The following is a 21,073-nucleotide window of genomic DNA, read 5'->3' as shown; positions in this document are numbered from 1 at the left end:
AACAGCGCACCGGCCTTCATGAAGGCTTCCACCCTGTCCGGAAGCCGGGCTCCCCTCTCCCGACCCGGCCTGACGGCCCACCCTCCCCCGCAGAGCGGGGAGGGACGGCGCGCGGATACGGTGGTCCATATTGAAAACGGCCGGACCGCTGAGCGATCCGGCCGGGGTGACGACGTCAGGAGTGCACGTTGAGGGCGCCCGCCGCCCTCACTTCTTCTTCTTGATGCCGCTCTGCGGGTTGAGGCTGCCGATATTGCCGCTCTCGCTGCCGGCGGCCGGGTCGATCACCGCGTTGACCAGGGCCGGCCGGCCCGAATTCATCGCCTCGTTGACCGCCCGGGTCAGCTCGTCCGGCGTGGTGACGTGGTAGCCGACGCCGCCGAAGGCCTCCATCATCCGGTCGTAGCGGGAATCCGGCACGAACACCGTCGTGGCCGGATCGCGGCCGGTCGGGTCGGTGTCGGTGCCGCGGTAGATGCCGTTGTTGTTGAACACCACGATGCAGATCGGCAGCCCGTACCGGCAGATCGTCTCGACCTCCATGCCGGAGAAGCCGAAGGCGCTGTCACCCTCCACGCAGAGGACCGGCTTGCCGGTCTCGACGGCGGCCGCGACGGCGAAGCCCATGCCGATGCCCATGATGCCCCAGGTGCCGACATCCAGGCGCTTGCGCGGCTGGTACATGTCAATGATGCCCCGGGCGAGGTCGAGGGTGTTGGCGCCCTCGTTGACCAGGATCGCGTCCGGCCGCTCCTTGACGATAGTCCGCAGCGCCCCGAGCGCGGCGTGGAAGTTCATCGGCGCGGCGTTGCTCATGAGCTTCGGCGCCATCTTGGCGATGTTCGCCTCACGCTTGCTCTTGAGCGTCTCGATCCAGTCGGACGGGGGCAGCTGCCAGCCCTTGCCCATGCCGTCGAGCAGCGCCTGCACGCAGGAGGCGATGTCGCCGACCACCGGGGCCACGATCTCGACGTTCGAATCCATCTCGCGGGGCTCGATGTCGATCTGGATGAACTTGGTCGAGCCTGGCTCGCCCCAGCTCTTGCCCTTGCCGTGCGACAGCAGCCAGTTCAGCCGGGCGCCGATCAGCAGCACCACGTCCGAATCCTTCAGCGCCGTGGAGCGCGCGGCACCGGCCGAGAGCGGGTGGGTGTCGGGCAGGAGGCCCTTTGCCATGCTCATCGGCACGTAGGGGATGCCGCTGGTCTCGACGAGGGCGCGGATGGCGTCGTCGGCCTGGGCGTAGGCGGCGCCCTTGCCGAGCACGATCAGCGGCCGCTTGGCGGATTTCAGGACGTCCAGCGCCCGGGCGATCGCCTCGGGGGCGGGAAGCTGGGCGGGCGCCGGATCGATCACCTTGACCAGCGACTTCTGGCCAGCCTCGGCGTCCATCACCTGGGCAAACAGCTTGGCGGGCAGGTCGAGATAGACGCCGCCCGGCCGGCCCGAGCAGGCAGCGCGGATCGCGCGGGCGACGCCGATGCCGATATCGGCCGCGTGCAGCACCCGGAACGCCGCCTTGCACAGGGGCTTGGCAATCGCGAGCTGGTCCATCTCCTCGTAGTCGCCCTGCTGCAGGTCGACGATCTCGCGCTCGGAGGAGCCCGAGATCAGGATCATCGGGAAGCAGTTGGTGGTGGCGTTGGCCAGAGCGGTCAGGCCGTTCAGGAAGCCCGGGGCCGAGACGGTGAGGCAAATGCCGGGTTTCTGGGTCAGGAAGCCCGCGATCGCCGCGGCGTTGCCGGCATGCTGCTCGTGTCGGAACGAGATCACCCGCATCCCCTCGGCCTGCGCCATGCGGCCGAGATCGGTGATCGGAATGCCCGGCACGCCGTAGATCGTCTCGATGCCGTTGAGCTTGAGCGCGTCGATGACGAGGTGGAAGCCATCGGTCAGATCGGGCTCCGCCTCGATCTCGGGGGTGGTGTGGACGATCTTGGCCAGTGCGGTCATCGCAGGGTCTCCGGAAGGTCGATGTCGAAGTTGGCGGGGCGGACGGCCTTCAGGCCGCCCGGATCGGTCGGGCGGCAAGCGCCGCGGCGGGCTCCGGCTCGGCGAGGTAGCGGGCCCGCATCGGGCGGAGCAGGAACATGGCTAAGGCTGCCGCCGTGACGTTCAGGACGATGATCAGCGTGAACACCGCCGACCAGCCGTAGGCCGTCGAGAGCAGGCTCGCGAAGGGCACGAGGAAGGCCGCGGTGCCCTTGGCGGTGTAGAGCAGGCCAGCATTGCTGGCGGCATACTTGGACCCGAACGTGTCGCCACACGTCGCCGGGAACAGCGAGTAGATCTCGCCGAACACCCCGAAATACACCGCGGTCGCAAATACGAAGACCATCGGGTTGTGGCCATAGGTCAGGAGCACGATCACCGCTGCCGCCGCCGTCGAGAAGGCGATGAACATCGTGTTTTCCCGGCCGATATGGTCGGAGACGTAGCCGAAGAACGGCCGCCCGAACCCGTCGAAGATCCGGTCGAGAGAGATCGCGAGTGTCAGCGCCGCCATCTGCAGGCCGAACAGGCTCACCGGGACGCCGGCGACCTGGAAGTCGTGGGCGATCGGTGCGATCTGCGCCGCCGCCATCAGGCCCCCGGAGGCGACCATCACGAACATTGCGTACATGACCCAGAAGACCGGAGTGCGGACCGCCTCGCGGGGGCTGCGATCGATCTTGGTCTGGGGCAGGCGCGAGCTCTTGCGCTGGACCTGCGCGATCGTCGACGGCTTGCGCAGCAGGAAGGCGAGCACGAACACCACGGTGCCCTGACCGATGCCGAAATACAGGAACGCGTCCTGATAACCGCTGGTGGCGATCATCCGGGCGATCGGTACCACCGTGATGGCCGCGCCGGCGCCGAATCCGGCTGCCGTGGCACCGGCCGCGAGGCCGCGCCGATGCGGGAACCACTTCAGTGCGTTGCCCACGCAGGTTCCGTAGACCGAGCCCGCGCCGATGCCGGCAATGACGGCCCCGAGATAAAGAAGGAACAGGCTGTCGGCGTAGGCGTCGATGGTCCAGGCCAGGGCGATCATCACGCCGCCGAACGCCACGACGATCTTCGGGCCGTAGCGATCCACGAACCACGCCTCGACCGGCACCAGCCAGGTCTCGGTGGCGACGAACAAGGTGAAGGCGAGCTGGATCGCCGCCCGGCCCCAATGATACCGTTGGTCGATCGGATCGACGAACAACGTCCAGCCGTATTGCAGGTTGGCGATCATGGCCATGCAGATCACGCCGAAAGCGAGCTGCCACCATTTCGCCGACGGCGAATCCTGGCGTTCCATCCCTAAGCCTCTCTTGGGCGGCGCGGCCTTACGCGGCGGCGTCTCGTGCACCACAGATCATGCACATCCGTTCCAGGTATGCAATATACCAGCGTGAGACGGACGGAATGAACTGTCAGGACGGCGATATTGTGCCGGTTCACAGGCATGGGGAATCGCTCCCCCACGCTCCAAGGGTCGGCTGATCCGCCGGCCGCAAAGTCTCATCCAGGATCGGGATCGCCGCCAGGTCATCCGGCATGCCGATCAGCGCGCGGGCTGCCATCCAGTCCGATTCGTCGGCGAGAGCCGCCAAAGCGGCGGGGTCGAGCCCGGTGATCCGTCCGCGATCGAGCCGCAGGATCGCCCGTCCGGTCTCGGCCTGAACGAAGCGGATCGCCGTCATCCGGCGCAGGCATTCCCGCAGGAACGCCGTGTTGGCGGATGCCGAAAGGTCCGCGCCCTTGAACACCGCTTCCGGTCCGCGCGCGAAAATGTCGACCTTCCGGAAGCGGTCGATGTCGATGAGCCCCTTCACGTCGAGGATGTTGAGGATCCCATCGGCCCAGAACGCGATGGTGCGCGGGCGATCGCCGAGCGGCACGCTGTTGTCGAGGAACTCGCAGACCACCTGCTTGTCGCGTGACAATGCCCAGTTGAAGAACAAGCGCGGCATGCCGGTATAGGCCTCGACATTGTGGGCGAGGAGATCCTCCACGGCCTTGTAGCGGCCGAACATCTCACCGCGCTGCCAAGCCCGCTCCACGGTGTCGGCCGGCGGCGTGACCATGAACTGCATGTAGACCCGGTCGCCGAATCGGGTGAGCAGCTGGCCGCCGCCGTCCGAGCCGGCCTCGGCCTGGAAGCTGTCGAACCGGAACCGGTCGATCAGCAGGTTCGAGATCCGCCGCTCCGCCGCCTTGCGGGTGACGTAGCGGTCGAGCTTCATGTCGATGATCTCGACCTCGTAGCCCGTCAGTGTCCCGGCGTAGCGGGCCGCGGGCCCAAGGCTGTCGTAATCGAGCAGGTACTTCCGCCAGACATCGGGCGTGATCACCGCGAAGTCCGACCACGCCATGCCGAGGCGTCTGGCAAGACCGAGCTGATAGGGGCGGATCGTGCTCTTGCCTGAGGCCGAGGCGCCCTTGACGTTCATCACCACCGGATGGTCCTGGGCCGCGAGCCGGCGGTAGCCTCGGGCCTCCACCACGGCGGCGATCCAGGGCTCGATCCTCTCGCCGATCCGGCGGCTGCCGTAGCCGTTGGAGACCAGCGTCCCGGCCAGGCTGCGCAACAGACCTGCGTCGCGGATCAAGGTGTTGTGTCGGGCGATCAGGCCCGACACGACCGTGCGGAGCGCCTCGCAAGCCGCGATCTCGAGGCCGTCGCCGGATTCCGACGCCCGCCGCTGCCAGGATTCGATATGGAGCAGCGCCCGGGTCGCACGGTCCACGCGCGGCGCCTCGACCGCGGACGGGCGCCGGCCGAGGAGCCGGTCGAGCCAGCGCGGCTCCGGCGGGGGAGGGGTCGGCGGGTCGTCGAGGATCGCGGCGATCTCGCGGGCCAGGACCGCGTCGGCCTCGGCGCGGATCCGCGCCAGGGCGTCCTCGACGTCTCCGAGGCGGGGCTCGACGCCCTCGCGCAGGATCGTGGCGACGATCGCCCGGAAATTCACGCCGAGATCGGCGTAGACCGCGCCCACCGGCACGGACAGGTCCGACATGACCCGAATCAGCACCTCGTGGACGACGAGGCGGCTCGCCCGGAATCGCGTGAGCTGCCGGGCCGGCAGGCCGCACAGGTCGCTGAGATCGAGGGCGTCGCGCAGCGGCGTCTCGACGTGCTCCGGACGGTAGACGGTGACCAGCGGCAGGAAGGCGGACGGCAGGTCGGAGCGGACACCGGGGTTCCAGGGTCCGATGGGCGGTTCTGTGTGCTGGGCGACCGCGTCTGTCATGTGCGCGCCTCCCTCCCCCCTCTGCGGGGGAGGGTGGGCCGGCCGTAAGGCCGGGTCGGGAGAGAGGAACCCGGTTTCAGAAGCGGGCGCGACTGGCAGAACGGGCAGAACTTAATCCTGTACTGTCGCTCCCCTCTCCCGACCCCCTTCCGGGGCCACCCTCCCCCGCAAAGGGGGGAGGGAGCGCGCTCGGCCGAGCCGCTGTGCGCGTTCGAAAAGCCCAAACCGCTCCCCGCCAATGCGGACGGTTCAAAAGTCTCAAAACACCTTCTGGAACCAGCCATGGGCATCATTCGTGTTGCCCCGCTGGATATCGACCAGCAGGTTCCGCAGCCGCTGGGCCACCGGCCCGGCCTTGCCGTTCCCGATGGTGAAGCTGTCCTCGCGGCCCTTCACGGTGCCGATCGGCGTGATCACCGCGGCAGTCCCGCAGGCGAAGGCCTCGGTCAGGCGGCCTTCGCGGACATCGGCGCGCCACGCGTCGATCGCGTAGGGCTCCTCCTTCACGGTAAGGCCGGCCTCCTGCGCGAGGGCGAGCACCGAATCGCGGGTGATGCCGTGCAGGATGCTGTCCGAGAGCGGGGGGGTGACGAGCGTCCCGTCCTCGAACACGAAGAACACGTTCATGCCGCCGAGTTCCTCGATGTAGCGGCGCTCGACCGCATCGAGGAACACCACCTGCTCGCAGCCCTGCGCGGTCGCCTCCGCTTGTGCGGCGAGGCTCGCCGCGTAGTTGCCGCCGCACTTGGCCGCGCCGGTGCCGCCCGGGGCGGCGCGCGTGTAGTGCTCCGAGACCCAGACCGTGACCGTGCTGTTTGGGTCCTTGAAGTACGAGCCCACCGCAGACGCGATGGTGATGAACAGGTACTCGGAGGCCGGCTTGACCCCCAGGAACGCCTCGGTGGCGATCATGAACGGACGGAGATAGAGGCTGCCATCCGCCGTGTCGGGGATCCAGGCGCGATCGATCTCGACGAGCTTGTGCATCGCCTCGACGAAGGCATCCTCGGGGAAGGGCGGGATCGCCAGGCGTTCGGCCGAGTGACGGAAGCGGCGCGCGTTGGCGTCCGGCCGGAACAGGGCGGCGCCCCCATCGGCGGTCCGATAGGCCTTCAACCCCTCGAAGATTTCCTGCGCGTAATGCAGCACCGCGGCGGCCGGATCGAGCGGGATCGGCTCACGGGCCTTGATCGTTGCGTCGTGCCAGCCGCGTCCGGCCGAATAGCGTGCCACCACCATGTGGTCGGTGAACACCTTGCCGAAGCCGGGATTCACCATCAGCGCGGCCCGCTCCTTGGCGGTCCGGCGGGCGGGGTGGCTCTGGATCTCGAACGTCAGGTCGCTCACGGTGGGGTCCTCATCGGCTGAGGCTCTTATGGCGTGCTCTCGCGCGCGAATCTACGGAGCCGGCGCATGACGGTGTCGCCGTTCATGCGGATCACTCCGCCGCCGCGGGCTCGGAGAGTTGCAGCCGGTGCAGGCGCGCGTAGGCGCCGCCCAACGCGAGGAGCGTGTCGTGCCGCCCGGCTTCGATAACGCGGCCGGCTTCCATCACGACGATCTGATCGGCCTCGCGCACGGTCGAGAGGCGATGGGCGATCACCAAGGTGGTCCGGCCGTGCATCAACCGGGTCAGGGCCTCCTGAACCAGGCGCTCCGATTCGGAATCGAGGGCCGAGGTCGCCTCGTCGAGGAGCAGGATCGGCGCGTCCTTCAGGAAGGCGCGCGCCAGTGCCACCCGCTGCCGTTCACCGCCCGAGAGCCGGCCGCCACCCGGCCCGACGCGGAACTCGTAGCCCTCCGGCAAGGCCGAGACGAAGCCGTGGGCCGCGGCCGCGCGCGCTGCCGCCTCGATCTCGCCCCGGGAGGCACCGGGCCGGCCGAAACCGATGTTGACGGCGATCGTGTCATCGAACAGCACGACCTCCTGCGAGACCACCGCCACCGCCGCACGCAGCGAAGCCAAGGTCACCGCCCGAACGTCCTGGCCATCGACGGTCACCCGTCCGGCAGTGACGTCGTAGAGCCGCGGGACGAGATTGAGCAGCGAGGATTTTCCCGAGCCGGAGCGCCCGACCAGGGCCGTGACCGAGCCCGCAGGCACCGTAAGATCGATTCCCTCCAGCGCCGGCGCATCCGGGCGATAACGGAATTGAACGCCATCGAAGCGGATCGCACCGGCTGTGACGGTCAGCGGCCGGGCATCGGGCGCCTCGCGGATCGTGGGCGCCTCATCCATCACGTCGAAGTAGCGCCGCAGCGCGGCCGCAGCCTCCTGCAGGATGGCGTTGAGGTTTCCGAGAGCCCGGGCAGGCTGGGCGGCGAGCAGCAGGGCCGCCACGTAGCCGGTGAAGTCGCCGACCGTCTTCTCCCCCGCGAGCACCCGCTGCCCCACCAGCACCAGCACGCCCGCCACCGCGATGCCGCCGCCGATCTCGAGCAGCGGATCGAGCCGCCCGCGGGCGTTGGCGGCCTTCATCTTGAGGCGACGCACCTCGTCGAGGGCCTCGGCGGCGCGGCCCTTCAGGTAGGGCTCCATCGCGTAGGTCTTGGCGACGCGGGCGCCCTGCAGGCTCTCCGAGATCAGGCTGGCGGTGGCGCCCATCTGCTCCTGCGTCGAGGTCGAGACCCGCCGGAGCTTCTTGCCGATCCGCCCGATCGGGCCAGCCACGAACGGCACCGTGAGGCCGGCCACGAGCGTCAGCACCGGATCCATCCAGAGCAGAGCCGCCACGAGGCCGATCAGCATGGCGATGTCGCGCAGCAGAACCGTCGAGATGCGGGTCAGCGCCTCCTTGATGAAGGCGAAATCGGTGGTGAAGCGCTGGGTCAGCGCCGCCGGGCTCTCGCGGCCGAGCTGGGCGAGATCGGACTCGATCAAGTGCCCATACAAAGCCGCCTGCATGTCGGCCTCGACCCGGGTGACGACCCGGTTGGTCAGCACCGTCTGTCCGAACAGCGCGAAACCGCGCGTGGCCGTGACAACGATCACAACCAGAGGTCCGTAGGCGACCGCCACGGAATCCTTGCGGTCGAAGGCGTCGAAGGCCGCCTTGATCAGCGCCGGGTAGAGCCCGGTCGAGGCGCCGACCAGCGCGATCAGCACGAGCACCACCGCGAGGGTGGCCCGATGCGGGTACAACCACGTGCGCCAGAGTCGGGCGAGAAGGGGTGCCGTGTCGCCGGGGAGGCGCGCCATGAAACCTACCGGGTCGGATCAGCGCCGTCCTCCGGCAGGAGGCGCGGCGGAAGCGGGTTTGCCGCCGCCGCCGCCGCGGATCAAGGTTTATGGGTCAGCGGTCGCCGCCGCCCGGACCGTGATCTTCGTCGTGGCCGTGATGCCGGCCGCCCCGCATCCCGTGGCCGTCCATCGGCCGGGCGAGGATCATGGCGCGCCGCTTCTGGTCCTGGTCCAAGCTGGCGTAGAGCGGCTGCGACGCGTCGGCGAGCTTGCGCAGGGCTTCGCCACGGGCGGTCGCGGTGTCCGCCATGGCCCGCAAGGCTGCGGGGGCATCGTCGGCCAGTTTCGGCCGGTTGCGCATCGCCTCGCGGCGCTGCTGGCGCAGCGTGGCCATATCGCGGATCGCGGATTCCACTGGCGGCCACAGCTTCTCCTGATCGGCATTGAGCTTCAAGCCGGCATGGAGCGCGGCGATCCGGGCATCCGTGAACGCCGCCCGGTCCTCGGGACTCAGCGCGCTCCACCGGCCATGCCCGCGGACCCCGTCCATCCCATGATCGCGGGCGATTGCCGCGCCGGTCAGCCCAAGGCCGAGGGCACCGGTGACGAGGAGTGCGGCTCTCAAACGTCGGGACATGGAAACCTCCGTCTCACACGCGGGGCATCGGCAGGTCCGCCGCCAGGATGCCCGGTGACGCCTATCGAATGCCGGGCGTGTATCCCGCTTGTGTATGTAACATTGTTACACTACTGGCCTGCGCGGACGTGAGTGGGAGCTGAGACCGTGCGTGGGATGGCGGAAACGATGCGGATTGCGATCCGCGCATGGGCCGGCTTTGCGATCCTGGCCCTCATCCTCGCGGTTCCGGCTCGGGCAGCGCCGGAGGCGAGCCCGGTCCGGGCGGTGGCGAGCTTCTCGATCCTGGGCGATCTGGTCCGGGCCGTCGGCGGCACGCGCGTGGTCGTCTCGACGCTGGTCGGGCCCAACTCCGATGCCCATGGCTTCAGCCCGACCCCGGCCGATGCCCGCAAGCTCGCCGAGGCCGACATCGTGTTCGTCAACGGCCTCGGATTGGAGGGCTGGTTCGACCGGTTGATCCGGGCCTCCGGCACCCACGCGCCGGTGGTGGTGGCCTCCGCGGGAGTGACGCCGATCCCCGCCCAGGACGAGCACGCCCATGGTGCGGGCGGGCATGATCACGGCGACCATGCGGTCGATCCGCATGCCTGGCAGAGCGTCGCCAACGTGCGGATCTACGTCGCCAATATCCGCGACGGCTTCGCCAAGGTCGATCCGGCCCATGCCGATGCCTACCGGGACGCGGCCGCCGCCTACATCGCCGAGCTCGACGCCCTGGAGCGGGCGGTGCGCGCCACGATCGACGGCATCCCGCCGGACCGCCGCCGGATCATCACGACCCACGATGCCTTCGGGTACTTCGCGGCGGCTTACGGTTTGCGGTTCGTGGCGCCCCAGGGCGTCTCGACCGACAGCGAGGCTAGCCCGCGCGACGTGGCGGCGATCATCCGGCAGATTCGCCAGGACCGCATCCCCGCCGTGTTTCTGGAGAACATCAGCGATCCCCGCCAGATGGAACAGATCGCCCGGGAGAGCGGTGCCCGGATCGGCGGCAAGGTCTATTCGGATGCGCTCTCGGGGGCCGACGGCCCGGCACCGACCTACCTGGACATGATGCGCGCGAACCTGCGCGCCTTCGCGGCGGCGCTGGGGGCCGGCTGAGATCTCGCCCGCGGGGCGACGGGCATGACATAGCGTAAACTGGCGGTTAAGAGGCCCCCTCTAGCCTTACGTAACGGGTGCCAGCCGATCCTCGTCCGCGAGGGCTCAGGGCCGTGGGGCCTTGTCGGATCGCGCAGCTCGGAGATCGCGTGGCTTGGGGGCCTGACCGCTGGCGCTTCTATCGGCTCGTCGCGCGCGAGGCCGCGCGCGCGATCCGTGCGGCCGCCGCCAGCCTGACGGCGTCCCCCGACATCCTCGCCCGGATGCGGGTGACCGGGCTCGTGATCGCCCCCCAGGATCTGCGCACCTCCGACGCAACCTTCGCGGACGACATCTACGCGGGGCTGTTCGTCTTCGCCGGGCGGTCGCTCGCGGCGAGCGGCGGCTCGCCGTTCGACTACGCGCCCCCCTCGCCGGAATGGGCCGACGAGCTCTACGGCTTCGGCTGGCTGCGCCATCTGCGCGCCGCCGACACGGCGCTGGCCCGGGCCAATGCCCGCGCCTTCGTGGCCGATTTCATCGCCGGGCGGGGCGACCCGATTCTGGCCCGCCAGACACCGGTGGCGGCGCGGCGGCTGATCTCGTTCCTCTGTCAGTCGCCCCTCGTGCTGGAGGGCGCAGACCATGCGTTCTACCAGAGCTTCCTCAAGGCGATCGCCCGCAACGCGCAACAGCTGGAGCGCGATCTGCGGCGGGGCGTGCCGCAGCAATGGCGCCTGAACGCCGCCGTTGCGCTCTGCTACGCGGGCCTGTGCTGCGACGGGATCCAGCCGATCCTTCGGCGGGCGACCCGGGTCCTGTCGCGGGAGCTCGACCGTCAGATCCTCACCGACGGCGGCCATCGCTCGCGCGATCCGCGCTTCGCCATGGAGCTGCTCCTCGACCTGTTGCCGCTGCGCCAGAGCTATCTGAGCCGCAGCGTCGAGCCGCCGGTGGCGCTCCTGGGGGCGATCGACCGGATGCTGCCGCTCCTGCGGCTCCTGCGCCACCCGGACGCCTCGCTCAGCCATTTCAACGGCATGGGCGCCACCGACGCGGACCACCTTGCCACCCTGCTGATCTATGACGGCGCCCTAGCCCAGCCGCTGATGCATGCCCCGAATTCCGGCTACGAGCGGCTGGAGGGCGCCCGGATCGTGATCGTCGCCGATGTCGGCGCGAGCCCGCCGTTGCCGTACTCGGTCAATGCCGGGGCGGGCTGCCTCGCCTTCGAGATGTCGAGCGGACCGCAGCGGATCGTGGTCAATTGCGGCCTGCCGGCGAGCGGGCCGGATCTGCGCCTCCTTGCCCGGTCGACGCCCGCGCATTCGACGGCCTCCGTGGCCCAGGCCTCTTCGTGCCGGTTCCTGACGCGCAGCGGCTGGTGGGGCGAGCGCCAGGTCGCCGACTGGTTGATCCGGCGGCGCGGATCCGTGGTCCTGAGCGGCCCGACCGCCGTCGCGGCCGAGCGGGCCGAGGATGCCGAGCGCGTCGTGCTGGCCGCCCGGCACGACGGCTTCGGCCCGGATTACGGGATCATCCACGAGCGGCGCTGGGAGCTTGTCGCCACTGCGGCGCGCGTCGAGGGTCGGGACGCCTTCCTGCGCCAGGGCAAGGCCGGGAGCCGGGCACGCCGCCGCGCCCAGGATGTCGCGATCCGCTTCCACCTGCATCCCGGCATCGCCGTGCGCGGGGCGCCGGAAGGGCTCGAACTCACCTCGGCGCTCGGCGAGATCTGGCAGTTCCGCGCGGAAAATGCCGAGATCGCCCTGGAGGAGAGCGTGTACTTCTCCGGCCTGACCGGCCCGCGCCGGACCGACCAGATCGCGCTCCACCTGACCGTGTCGGAGGATGTCGAGGTGCGCTGGAGTTTCACGCGCCTCGCCTCGGCGCCGCTGCGGGGCGTCGCGCCGAGCTGACGAGCGGCTGGCCCGGATCGCCGTTTCCGTGCTACCGCCCGAAAAAATCTCACGCTTTCGGCACGAAACCATGGCGCACGATCAGGTGCGGGTCTCCCGCGCGCTCCTCTCGGTCTCCGACAAGACCGGACTCGTCGACTTTGCCCGCGCGCTCCAGGCGCGCGGAATCGCCCTGGTCTCGACCGGGGGCACCCATCGAGCGTTGCAGGAGGCCGGCCTCGCGGTGTCCGAGGTCGCCGACCTGACCGGCTTCCCCGAGATGATGGATGGGCGGGTCAAGACGCTGCATCCGGCGGTGCATGGTGGTCTGCTGGCGATTCGCGACAACCCGGAGCATCAGGCGGCCCTCGCCGCCCACGGGATCGGGGCGATCGACCTGCTCGTCGTGAATCTCTATCCGTTCGAGGCGACGATCGCGGCCGACAAGCCGGACGCCGACTGCATCGAGAACATCGATGTCGGCGGCCCCGCGATGATTCGCGCGGCGGCCAAGAACCATGCCGACGTGGCGGTCGTCACCGACGTGGCCGACTACGCGTCCGTGCTCGCCGCGCTGGAGGCCCATGACGGCGCGCTGGACGCGGAGCTGCGCCGGCAACTCGCGCAAAAAGCCTTCGCCCGCACGGCGGCCTACGACGCGTCCATTGCCAACTGGATGGCCGGCCGCTTCGGTGCCGATGCGGCGGCGCCATTCCGCGCCTTCGGGGGCAGCCTCGGGCAGAGCCTGCGCTACGGCGAGAACCCGCACCAGATTGCGGCCTTCTATCGGGCCCCGGGCAAACCCCGCTCGGGTGTGGCGACCGCGCGCCAGCTCCAGGGCAAGGAGCTATCCTATAACAACTTCAACGACACGGATGCCGCCTACGAGTGCGTCGCGGAGTTCGATCCCGCCCGCGCCGCCGCGGTGGCGATCATCAAGCACGCCAACCCTTGCGGCGTCGCCGAGGGGGCGAGCCTGCTCGAGGCCTACGAGCGCGCCCTGAGCTGTGATCCGACCTCGGCCTTCGGCGGCATCGTGGCGCTCAACCGGACGCTCGACGCGGAGGCGGCTGCGAAGATCGTGGAGATCTTCACCGAGGTGATCATCGCGCCGGATGCGACGCCCGAGGCCGCCGCGATCGTGGCCGGCAAGAAGAACCTCCGGCTCCTCCTGGCCGGCAGCCTGCCTGATCCGCGGGCGCCCGGCGAGGTCGTGCGGTCGCTGGCCGGCGGGCTGCTGGTCCAGGGCCGCGACGCGGCCGTGGTCGACGACATGCCGCTCCAGGTCGTGACCAAGCGCGCGCCGAGCCAGGCGGAACTCGCCGATCTGCGCTTCGCCTACCGGGTCGCCAAGCATGTGAAGTCCAACGCCATCGTGTACGTGAAGGGCGGTGCGACGGTCGGGATCGGGGCCGGGCAGATGTCGCGGGTCGATTCCTCGCGGATCGCCGCCTGGAAGGCCGCGGAGGGCGCCAAGCGCCTCGGCCTGTCCGAGAGCCTCGCCGTGGGCTCCGTGGTGGCGTCGGACGCGTTCTTCCCGTTCGCGGATGGCCTGATGGCGGCGGCGGAGGCGGGGGCTACGGCGGTGATCCAGCCCGGCGGTTCGATGCGCGATTCGGACGTGATCGCCGCGGCCGATGCGGCCGGCCTTGCCATGGTGTTCACCGGACACCGCCACTTCCGGCACTGACAGGCCGAGAAGCCGCGCACGATTTAGGCGAAGCCGACCGCACCCGCCGCGTTAACGATGGTGCCAGATTGGTTGCCGAGAATCGATTGTCGTACGGCCGCGCGGCCGCTGCGTGTCATCTGATCTCGGCCAATTCTCTGTTGCTAGGGATATAAAAGCCAGAAAAATCGCCGATCCGATTACAATTTCAAAATGTACTCAGACGGCACCGTAAGACTGAATGTAGATAAGTTGCCCGGGCCGCACCGGGGTTGATGTCAGAACTTCAGCACGTCATCATCGATCGGACTGATGCAGGAGGATTGCGCGCAGCATCTCCTCGAACGGATCCGATCTGGGTGGCGCGATGCTGGTGGCCGTGATGTTGTTCGGAGTGGGGTGGCTGGTCGGGCGAACCTATACGGTGGTCGTCCTTGCCATGACGTCGACGGTCATCATGGTCACGGCATCGGCTATCTTCATCACGACCTTCGGTTTTGATGTGCTTCATACGCTGATCACACTCGGTTACCTCGGTGCGCATCAATCCGGCTACCTGCTCGGCGCGTTCATGAGTGGCTACCAGCACGACAGCTGACCGCATATCCGCCGATCACCACCACCAGACCGGACGTCCGGCATAGGTGTTGATCAGCAACCATAAGGCGATCGTCGCAGACGGCCACAAAAGCACCAGTAGAACAGGTGGTTTGGTGCCCGTTTTACGGCGGTGCGATGTCGAGGCGAGGTTCACCATCTGAACTCTGAAATCGTTTTGATCGGGCGTGCCATTACGGTTGGAGACCATACATGGTTCCCAAAAATTATGGATTAAAATGCCGAGACGTAGTCAACGCATTGCGGTACAGTGTTGCGTATTTAGGTTAGAACGCACGATCTTTGCGCCGTAATATCGAATTTATGGCAGAATCAAAAAATATAGTCTGCCTGTGTATTTTAGATAGTCAGAACTAAAATCAAAAGATCAAATCAATTCGACCCCTGTCAGCAAATTATTCGGTCTTCGAAGCTCGCCTCGCAGGCACGGCGGTTTTCGCGAGGCCGCTCGGCGCGCCGAGTGATGATCCGATTTGGCCGGGCACCGTTTCAAAACAAAAGCGCCCAGGCCGCGTGTGCGGCCTGGGCGTCGCCGGCGCAGGTGGTGTCCGGGCGAGGCCCGATCCGGGTGATCAGTCGTCCGCGAAGATATCGCGATCCTTGGTCTCCGGAACGAACAGGACTCCGATGATCACCGTCGCGACGGCGATGACGATCGGATACCAGAGGCCGAAGTAGATATCCCCGGTCTGGGCCACCATGGCGAAGGCGGTGGCCGGCAGCAGGCCCCCGAACCAGCCGTTGCCGATATGGTAGGGCAGCGACATCGAGGTGTAGCGGATCCGGGTCGGGAACAGCTCCACCAGCATGGCGGCGATCGGGCCGTAGACCATCGTCACGAACAGCACGAGGATGAACAGCAGGCCGATCACCTGCGCGACCTGCGGCCGGAAGATGTCGAACGGGCTCGCCATCTTCACGATCTCAGGGTCACCGGCCTTCGGGTAGCCGGCCGCCTGGAGCGCGGCGGTCGTGGCCTTGTTGGCCTCGACATTGCCGCCCTGCGGGTAGGGGATCTCGGTGTCGTTGACCCGGATCGTGGCGGGCTGGCCGGCCGCACCGGCGGCGGTCGTGTAGCGCACCGAGGACTTCGACAGGAAGTCGCGGGCGAGGTCGCAGGGCGCGCTGAACACCCGGGTCCCGACCGGATTGAAAAGCGTCCCGCAGGCCGCCGGATCGGCCGTCACCGTCACCTTCACGGATTCGATGGCCGCCTCGAGCTTCGGATTGGCTGCCGAGGTAATGCCCTTGAAGACAGGGAAGAAGCTCGCCGCCGCGATCGCGCAGCCCGCCAGGATGATCACCTTGCGGCCGATCTTGTCGGACAGCCAGCCGAACACCACGAAGAAGCCGGTGCCGAGCAGCAGCGACCACGCGATCAGGAGGTTCGCCGTATAGCCATCGACCTTGAGGATCGATTGCAGGAAGAACAGGGCGTAGAACTGGCCCGTGTACCAGACCACGCCCTGGCCAGCGACGAGCCCGAACAGGGCGATGACGGCGAACTTCGCGTTCCGCCACTCGCCGAAGGCCTCCGTCAGAGGCGCCTTCGAGGTCTTGCCCTCGTCCTTCATCTTCTGGAAGGCCGGCGATTCCGATAGCTGGAGCCGGATCCACACCGAGATGCCGAGCAGCAACACCGAGACCAGGAACGGGATGCGCCAGCCCCATTCGGCAAAGGCCGCCTCGCCCGTGAAGCTACGGGTCGCCAGGATCACCAGAAGCGACAGGAACAGGCCGAGCGTCGCCGTGGTCTGGATCCAGCTCGTGTAGAAGCCGCGCCGGCCGTTCGGCGCGTGCTCGGCCACGTAGGTCGCCGCGCCGCCATACTCGCCGCCGAGCGCCAGTCCCTGCGCCAGCCGGAGCACGATCAGGATGATCGGCGCCGCGATGCCGATCGTGGTGGCATTGGGCAGCACGCCGACGATGAAGGTCGACAGGCCCATGATCAGGATCGTGATCAGGAAGGTGTACTTGCGCCCGACGAGGTCGCCGATGCGGCCGAACACCAGCGCGCCGAACGGCCGGACGATGAAGCCCGCCGCGAAGGCCAGCAGGGCGAAGATGTCCCGGGTCGCCGGCGGATAGGCCGAGAAGAACTGGGCGCCGATGATCGCGGCGAGCGATCCGTAGAGATAGAAGTCGTACCACTCGAACACGGTGCCGAGTGAGGATGCGAAGATCACGCGCTTCTCGGCCGAACTCATCGGCCGTGCCGCCTCACCCGCCCGCTGGACTGCGGTTGCTACAGCCATGGCCTAACCTCCCCAACACCATCTGCCTCCGGCGTTTCACCGGGGGCACGGGATGCGCTGCGCGTCCTCGCCTTGCGCGAGCTGCAGATCACCTGTGCGTTATAGGAAGTGTAGCTGCGGTCAATTGGTAAAGCGATTGTGATCGCCGCCATCAACACGGCCGTCCGCGGATCGTCGTGTCGCTTCTCCTGAAACGAGGAAGGGCGCGGCCATAGCCGCGCCCTCCGATACTCATCCTATGGCGCGTGGGGTCAGTGCGCGTGCGCGCCGGACGCCCCGATTCCCGTCTCGGAGCGCACGTATTGCGCCTCGAACGCCGCCCGCTCGCGCTGGCCCCGGCGGGATCTGTCCATGAGGGACACGACCCAGATCGTCGCGAAGGCCAGCGGCATCGAGAACAGAGCCGGGTTGTCGTAGGGGAAGATCGGCGCCGGGTTGCCCAGCGTCGTCACCCACACGGCCTTCGACAGCACCACCATGATCACCGCCGCGAGCAGACCGACGAGCCCGCCGGCGAGGGCACCCCAGGTGGTCGTTCCCCGCCACAGGATCGACATGGACAGCACCGGGAAGTTGCAGCTCGCCGCCACCGCGAAGGCGAGGCCGACCATGAAGGCGACGTTCTGGTTCTCGAACACGTAGCCGAGGAAGATCGCCACGATCCCGATCACCACCGCCGAGAGCTTCGACAGGTTGACCTCGCGCTTATCGGTGGTGCGCCCGCGGGCGATCACCTGAGCGTAGAGATCGTGGCTGATCGCCGAGGCGCCCGCCAGCGTCAGGCCGGCGACGACCGCGAGGATCGTCGCGAAGGCCACCGCCGAGATGAAGCCCAGGAAGTACGGGCCGCCGATCGCGTTGGCGAGGTTGACGGCGACCATGTTGGTCCCGCCGATCATGTCCTTCAGCTTGTCGAAGGTGCCGGCCGCGCCGAGCTTGTAGTAGCTCGGATCCGACATCAGCAGGGCGATGCCGCCGAAGCCGATGATGAAGGTCAGGATGTAGAAGTAGCCGATCAGGCCGGTGGCGTAGAACACCGACTTGCGGGCTGCCTGCGCGTCCGAGACCGTGAAGAACCGCATCAGGATATGCGGAAGGCCCGCGGTACCGAACATCAGGCCGACGCCGAGCGAGATCGCCTCGATCGGGTTCGACACGAGGCCGCCCGGTGCCATGATGGCCTCGCCCTTCGGATGGACCTGCACGGCGTTGGCGAACAGCGTCTCCGGGTTGAAGCCGTACCTGTACAGAACCGCGCCGGCCATGAAGGTCGCGCCGCCGAGCAGCAGGCAGGCCTTGATCACCTGCACCCAGGTGGTCGCCTTCATGCCGCCGAAGGCGACGTAGACGATCATCAGCACGCCGACGATGATCACCGCGTAGAGGTAGGGCAGGCCGAACAGGAGCTGGATCAGCTTCCCTGCGCCGACCATCTGGGCGATCAGGTAGAACGCCACCACCACGAGGGTGCCCACCGCCGAGATGATGCGGATCGAGGTCTGGTCGAGCCGGAAGCTCGCCACATCGGCGAAGGTGAACTTGCCGAGGTTGCGCAGGCGCTCCGCGATCAGGAACAGCACGATCGGCCAGCCGACTAGGAAGCCCGTCGAGTAGATCAGCCCGTCGAAGCCCGAGGTGTAGACCAGGCCCGAGATGCCGAGGAACGAAGCCGCCGACATGTAGTCGCCCGCGATCGCCAGCGAGTTCGTGCCGGCCGAGATGCCGCCGCCCGCCGCGTAGAAGTCGGCGGCCGACTTGGTGCCCTTGGCGGCCTTGTAGGTGATGCCCAGCGTTGCCAGCACGAAGAACAGGAACATGCCGATGGCCGGCCAGTTCGTAGCCGATTGCTGCACGGCGCCGAGATCGGGGCCGGCGGCGTAGGCCGCAGTCGCCGCGATGGTGGCGAGCGTCAGGCCGAGGAGGATGCGGTTCATCGGCCAACGCTCCGCTTGAGGGCGTCGCTCAGCGCGTCGAACCGGGTGTTGGCCCGGGCCACGTAGACGCCGGTCAGCGCGAAGGCGAACAGGATCACGAACACGCCCAGGAACAGGCCGAGCGAGGCGGTACCGCCGCCGACCTTCACGGCGAGCAGCGCCTTGTCGAAGGCGATCAGGCCGATGAAGCCGAAATACACCACCAGCATCAGGATGGTGAGGATCCAGCCGAACCGGGTGCGCTCATGGACGAGCTGCTGGAATTCCGGGGTGCGGACGATCCGCGCGACCTGCGGATCGGCATCTGCCCCGAGTGTGCCGGATCCCGGGGGCGCTGGTCGTCCCCGAGCGCCGAGTGTCGTTCCGCTGCTCATAATGTTTCCTCCCGCGAGGGCTCTCCGGCCCTCGGGTTCATCGCGTTGATTCGTGGTTCTTGTTGGGGGCGGGCGCCGGACCGGCATCCGCCTCATCGCGTGCTCAGCGAGGGGCTGACCCGATCAGGGGCGGTTCTGCCGGTTCTCGATCAGGTCTTCGACGACGGCCGGTTCGGCGAGCGTCGAGGTGTCGCCCAGCGAGCCGAAATCGTCCTCGGCGATCTTGCGCAGGATGCGGCGCATGATCTTGCCCGAGCGGGTCTTCGGCAGGCCCGGCGCGAACTGAATGAGATCCGGCGAGGCGATCGGCCCGATATCCTTGCGGACCCAGGTCACGAGCTCCTTGCGCAACGTGTCGTCACCCTCCTCGCCGTCGTTGAGGGTCACGTAGGCGTAGATGCCCTGGCCCTTGACGTTGTGCGGGTAGCCGACGACCGCCGCCTCGGCGACTTTCGGATGGGCAACCAGGGACGATTCAACTTCGGCCGTACCCATCCGGTGACCCGAGACGTTGATGACGTCATCGACCCGGCCGGTGATCCAGTAATAGCCGTCGGCATCGCGTCGCGCGCCATCGCCGGTGAAGTACTTGCCGGTGTAGGTCGAGAAGTAGGTCTGCTCGAACCGCTCGTGGTCGCCGTAGACCGTGCGCATCTGGCCCGGCCAGGAATCCGCGATGCAGAGATTGCCCTCGCAGGGGGCCTCCAGGACCTTGCCCTCGGCATCGACCATCTCGGGCTTCACACCGAAGAACGGCCGCGTCGCCGAGCCGGGCTTGAGGGCCGTGGCACCCGGGAGCGGGGTGATCAGGATGCCGCCGGTCTCGGTCTGCCACCACGTGTCGACGATCGAGCAGCGCTTGTCGCCGACCACGTTGTAGTACCACTCCCACGCTTCCGGGTTGATCGGCTCGCCGACCGAGCCCAGCACCCGCAGCGAGGCCCGCGAGGTCTTCTTCACCGGGCCTTCGCCGCCGCCCATCAGCGAGCGGATCGCGGTCGGTGCGGTGTAGAAGATGTTGACCTTGTGCTTGTCGATCACCTCCCAGAAGCGGGAATTCGACGGGTAGGTCGGGATGCCCTCGAACATCAGGGTCGTCGCGCCGTTCGCGAGCGGCCCGTACACGATGTAGCTGTGGCCGGTGACCCAGCCGACATCGGCCGTGCACCAGTATACGTCGCCCGGGCGGTAATCGAAGACGTACTCATGCGTCATCGACGCGTAGACGAGATAGCCGCCCGTCGTGTGAACCACGCCCTTCGGCTGGCCGGTCGAGCCCGAGGTGTAGAGGATGAACAGCGGGTGCTCGGCCTCGACCGGGGCGGCGGGGCATTCGTCGGTCACCTGCTCGGCCGCCTCGTCGTAATAGACGTCGCGGCCGGCCTCCATGGCGATGGGGCTGCCGGTGCGGCGCACCACGATGACATGGTCGACCAGATCGGTACCGATCCGCTTGATCGCCTCATCGACATTGGCCTTCAGCGGCACCTTGCGGCCGCCGCGCAGGCCCTCGTCGGCGGTGATCACCACCTTCGACTCGCAGCCCTGGATGCGCGAGGCGAGCGAGTCCGGTGAGAAGCCGCCGAACACGATGGCGTGGATTGCGCCGAGCCGTGCGCAGGCGAGCATCGCGTAGGCGGCTTCCGGGATCATCGGCAGATAGAGGGTAACCCGATCGCCCTTGCCGACGCCGCGATTGCGCAGCACGTTGGCCATCCGGCAGACCTGCGCGTGTAGTTCGCGGTAGGTGATATGCTTGGATTCGTCCGGGTTGTCGCCTTCCCAGATGATCGCCGTCTGGTCGCCGCGGGACTCGAGGTGCCGGTCGATGCAGTTATAGGCGACGTTGGTGGTGCCGTCCTCGAACCACTTGATCGAGACCTTGCCCGGCTCGAAACTGGTATTCTTGACCTTGGAGAACGGCGTCATCCAGTCGATGCGCTTGCCGTGCTCGCCCCAAAAGGCGTCCGGATCGGAGATCGACGCCTTGTACATGTCTTGATACTTGGCATCGTCGACGTGAGTACCCTCCCGCCACGCTGCCTGTACCTCGATGACCTTGCCGTCCATGGCTTTCCATCCCTGCTTGGCGCCCGATCGTATCGCGGTCTATGCCGCGCAGCCAGGACTTCCAAAGTAACGTACCGTATACTCTACGCTGGCGATATCATCGTCGATCCACGGGGCAAAGCCTCGAAT

15 protein-coding genes are annotated in these 21,073 nt (G+C 67.8%); 4 read left to right on the top strand and 11 right to left on the bottom strand.

The features are described from left to right. Positions 1 to 207 precede the first annotated feature (207 nt). The 6 genes from oxc to OXS27_RS24720 form a co-directional block, all read right to left on the bottom strand. Positions 208 to 1,953 carry an oxalyl-CoA decarboxylase gene (gene oxc / locus OXS27_RS24745; RefSeq protein WP_267359449.1) on the bottom strand — a complete coding sequence of 582 codons (1,746 nt, stop codon included), beginning with the start codon at positions 1,951 to 1,953 and terminating at the stop codon, positions 208 to 210. 49 nt (positions 1,954 to 2,002) lie between these two features. Further along, a complete protein-coding gene (oxlT, locus tag OXS27_RS24740) occupies positions 2,003 to 3,289 on the bottom strand; it encodes an oxalate/formate MFS antiporter (protein ID WP_267359447.1) in 1,287 nt (428 codons plus the stop codon). Between the two features lie 139 nt (positions 3,290 to 3,428). Next, on the bottom strand, positions 3,429 to 5,225 hold the full coding sequence (locus OXS27_RS24735) for a hypothetical protein (protein WP_267359445.1): 1,797 nt from the start codon (positions 5,223 to 5,225) through the stop codon (positions 3,429 to 3,431). 258 nt (positions 5,226 to 5,483) lie between these two features. Further along, positions 5,484 to 6,572, bottom strand: a complete 1,089-nt coding sequence (locus tag OXS27_RS24730; RefSeq protein ID WP_267359443.1) for a branched-chain amino acid aminotransferase — start codon at positions 6,570 to 6,572, stop codon at positions 5,484 to 5,486. Positions 6,573 to 6,663: 91 nt separating this feature from the next. Next, on the bottom strand, positions 6,664 to 8,424 hold the full coding sequence (locus OXS27_RS24725; RefSeq protein WP_267359441.1) for an ABC transporter ATP-binding protein: 1,761 nt from the start codon (positions 8,422 to 8,424) through the stop codon (positions 6,664 to 6,666). Between the two features lie 94 nt (positions 8,425 to 8,518). Further along, positions 8,519 to 9,043 (bottom strand): Spy/CpxP family protein refolding chaperone, encoded by a 525-nt coding sequence (locus OXS27_RS24720; RefSeq protein WP_243925627.1) that lies wholly within the window; start codon positions 9,041 to 9,043, stop codon positions 8,519 to 8,521. Between the two features lie 168 nt (positions 9,044 to 9,211). Between OXS27_RS24720 and OXS27_RS24715 the strand changes: the two genes are divergently transcribed. The 4 genes from OXS27_RS24715 (at position 9,212) to OXS27_RS24700 (ending at position 14,291) form a co-directional block, all read left to right on the top strand. Continuing rightward, entirely contained in the window at positions 9,212 to 10,147 is a 936-nt protein-coding gene (locus tag OXS27_RS24715; RefSeq protein WP_267359438.1) for a metal ABC transporter substrate-binding protein, read from the top strand. Positions 10,148 to 10,296: 149 nt separating this feature from the next. Continuing rightward, a complete protein-coding gene (locus tag OXS27_RS24710) occupies positions 10,297 to 12,045 on the top strand; it encodes a heparinase II/III family protein (RefSeq protein ID WP_267359436.1) in 1,749 nt (582 codons plus the stop codon). A 70-nt stretch (positions 12,046 to 12,115) separates the two neighbouring features. Continuing rightward, positions 12,116 to 13,714, top strand: a complete 1,599-nt coding sequence (gene purH / locus OXS27_RS24705; RefSeq protein WP_267359434.1) for a bifunctional phosphoribosylaminoimidazolecarboxamide formyltransferase/IMP cyclohydrolase — start codon at positions 12,116 to 12,118, stop codon at positions 13,712 to 13,714. Between the two features lie 346 nt (positions 13,715 to 14,060). Further along, positions 14,061 to 14,291 carry a hypothetical protein gene (locus OXS27_RS24700; RefSeq protein WP_243925631.1) on the top strand — a complete coding sequence of 77 codons (231 nt, stop codon included), beginning with the start codon at positions 14,061 to 14,063 and terminating at the stop codon, positions 14,289 to 14,291. A gap of 15 nt (positions 14,292 to 14,306) precedes the next feature. Here OXS27_RS24700 and OXS27_RS24695 read toward each other — a convergent pair whose 3' ends face one another. The 5 genes from OXS27_RS24695 to acs all read right to left on the bottom strand — a co-directional run bounded on the left by OXS27_RS24695 (position 14,307) and on the right by acs (position 20,944). Then, entirely contained in the window at positions 14,307 to 14,501 is a 195-nt protein-coding gene (locus OXS27_RS24695; RefSeq protein ID WP_267359432.1) for a hypothetical protein, read from the bottom strand. 382 nt (positions 14,502 to 14,883) lie between these two features. Next, on the bottom strand, positions 14,884 to 16,518 hold the full coding sequence (locus tag OXS27_RS24690) for an MFS transporter (protein WP_267359452.1): 1,635 nt from the start codon (positions 16,516 to 16,518) through the stop codon (positions 14,884 to 14,886). A gap of 299 nt (positions 16,519 to 16,817) precedes the next feature. After that, positions 16,818 to 18,500, bottom strand: coding sequence for a cation acetate symporter (locus tag OXS27_RS24685; RefSeq protein ID WP_267359430.1), 1,683 nt, complete (start codon positions 18,498 to 18,500; stop codon positions 16,818 to 16,820). Continuing rightward, positions 18,497 to 18,874: a DUF485 domain-containing protein gene (locus OXS27_RS24680; RefSeq protein ID WP_267359428.1), complete on the bottom strand. Its 378-nt coding sequence runs from the start codon at positions 18,872 to 18,874 to the stop codon at positions 18,497 to 18,499. The genes OXS27_RS24685 and OXS27_RS24680 overlap by 4 nt, the downstream gene beginning before the upstream one ends. A gap of 123 nt (positions 18,875 to 18,997) precedes the next feature. Next, the gene (gene acs / locus OXS27_RS24675; RefSeq protein WP_267359426.1) at positions 18,998 to 20,944 is read right to left on the bottom strand and encodes an acetate--CoA ligase; all 1,947 of its coding nucleotides are present in this window, start codon (positions 20,942 to 20,944) and stop codon (positions 18,998 to 19,000) included. Positions 20,945 to 21,073 lie beyond the last annotated feature (129 nt).

The sequence above is a fragment of the Methylobacterium sp. GC_Met_3 genome (assembly GCF_026540775.1).
GTDB lineage: Bacteria > Pseudomonadota > Alphaproteobacteria > Rhizobiales > Beijerinckiaceae > Methylobacterium.
This window is presented reverse-complemented; position numbering and strand designations above follow the sequence as displayed.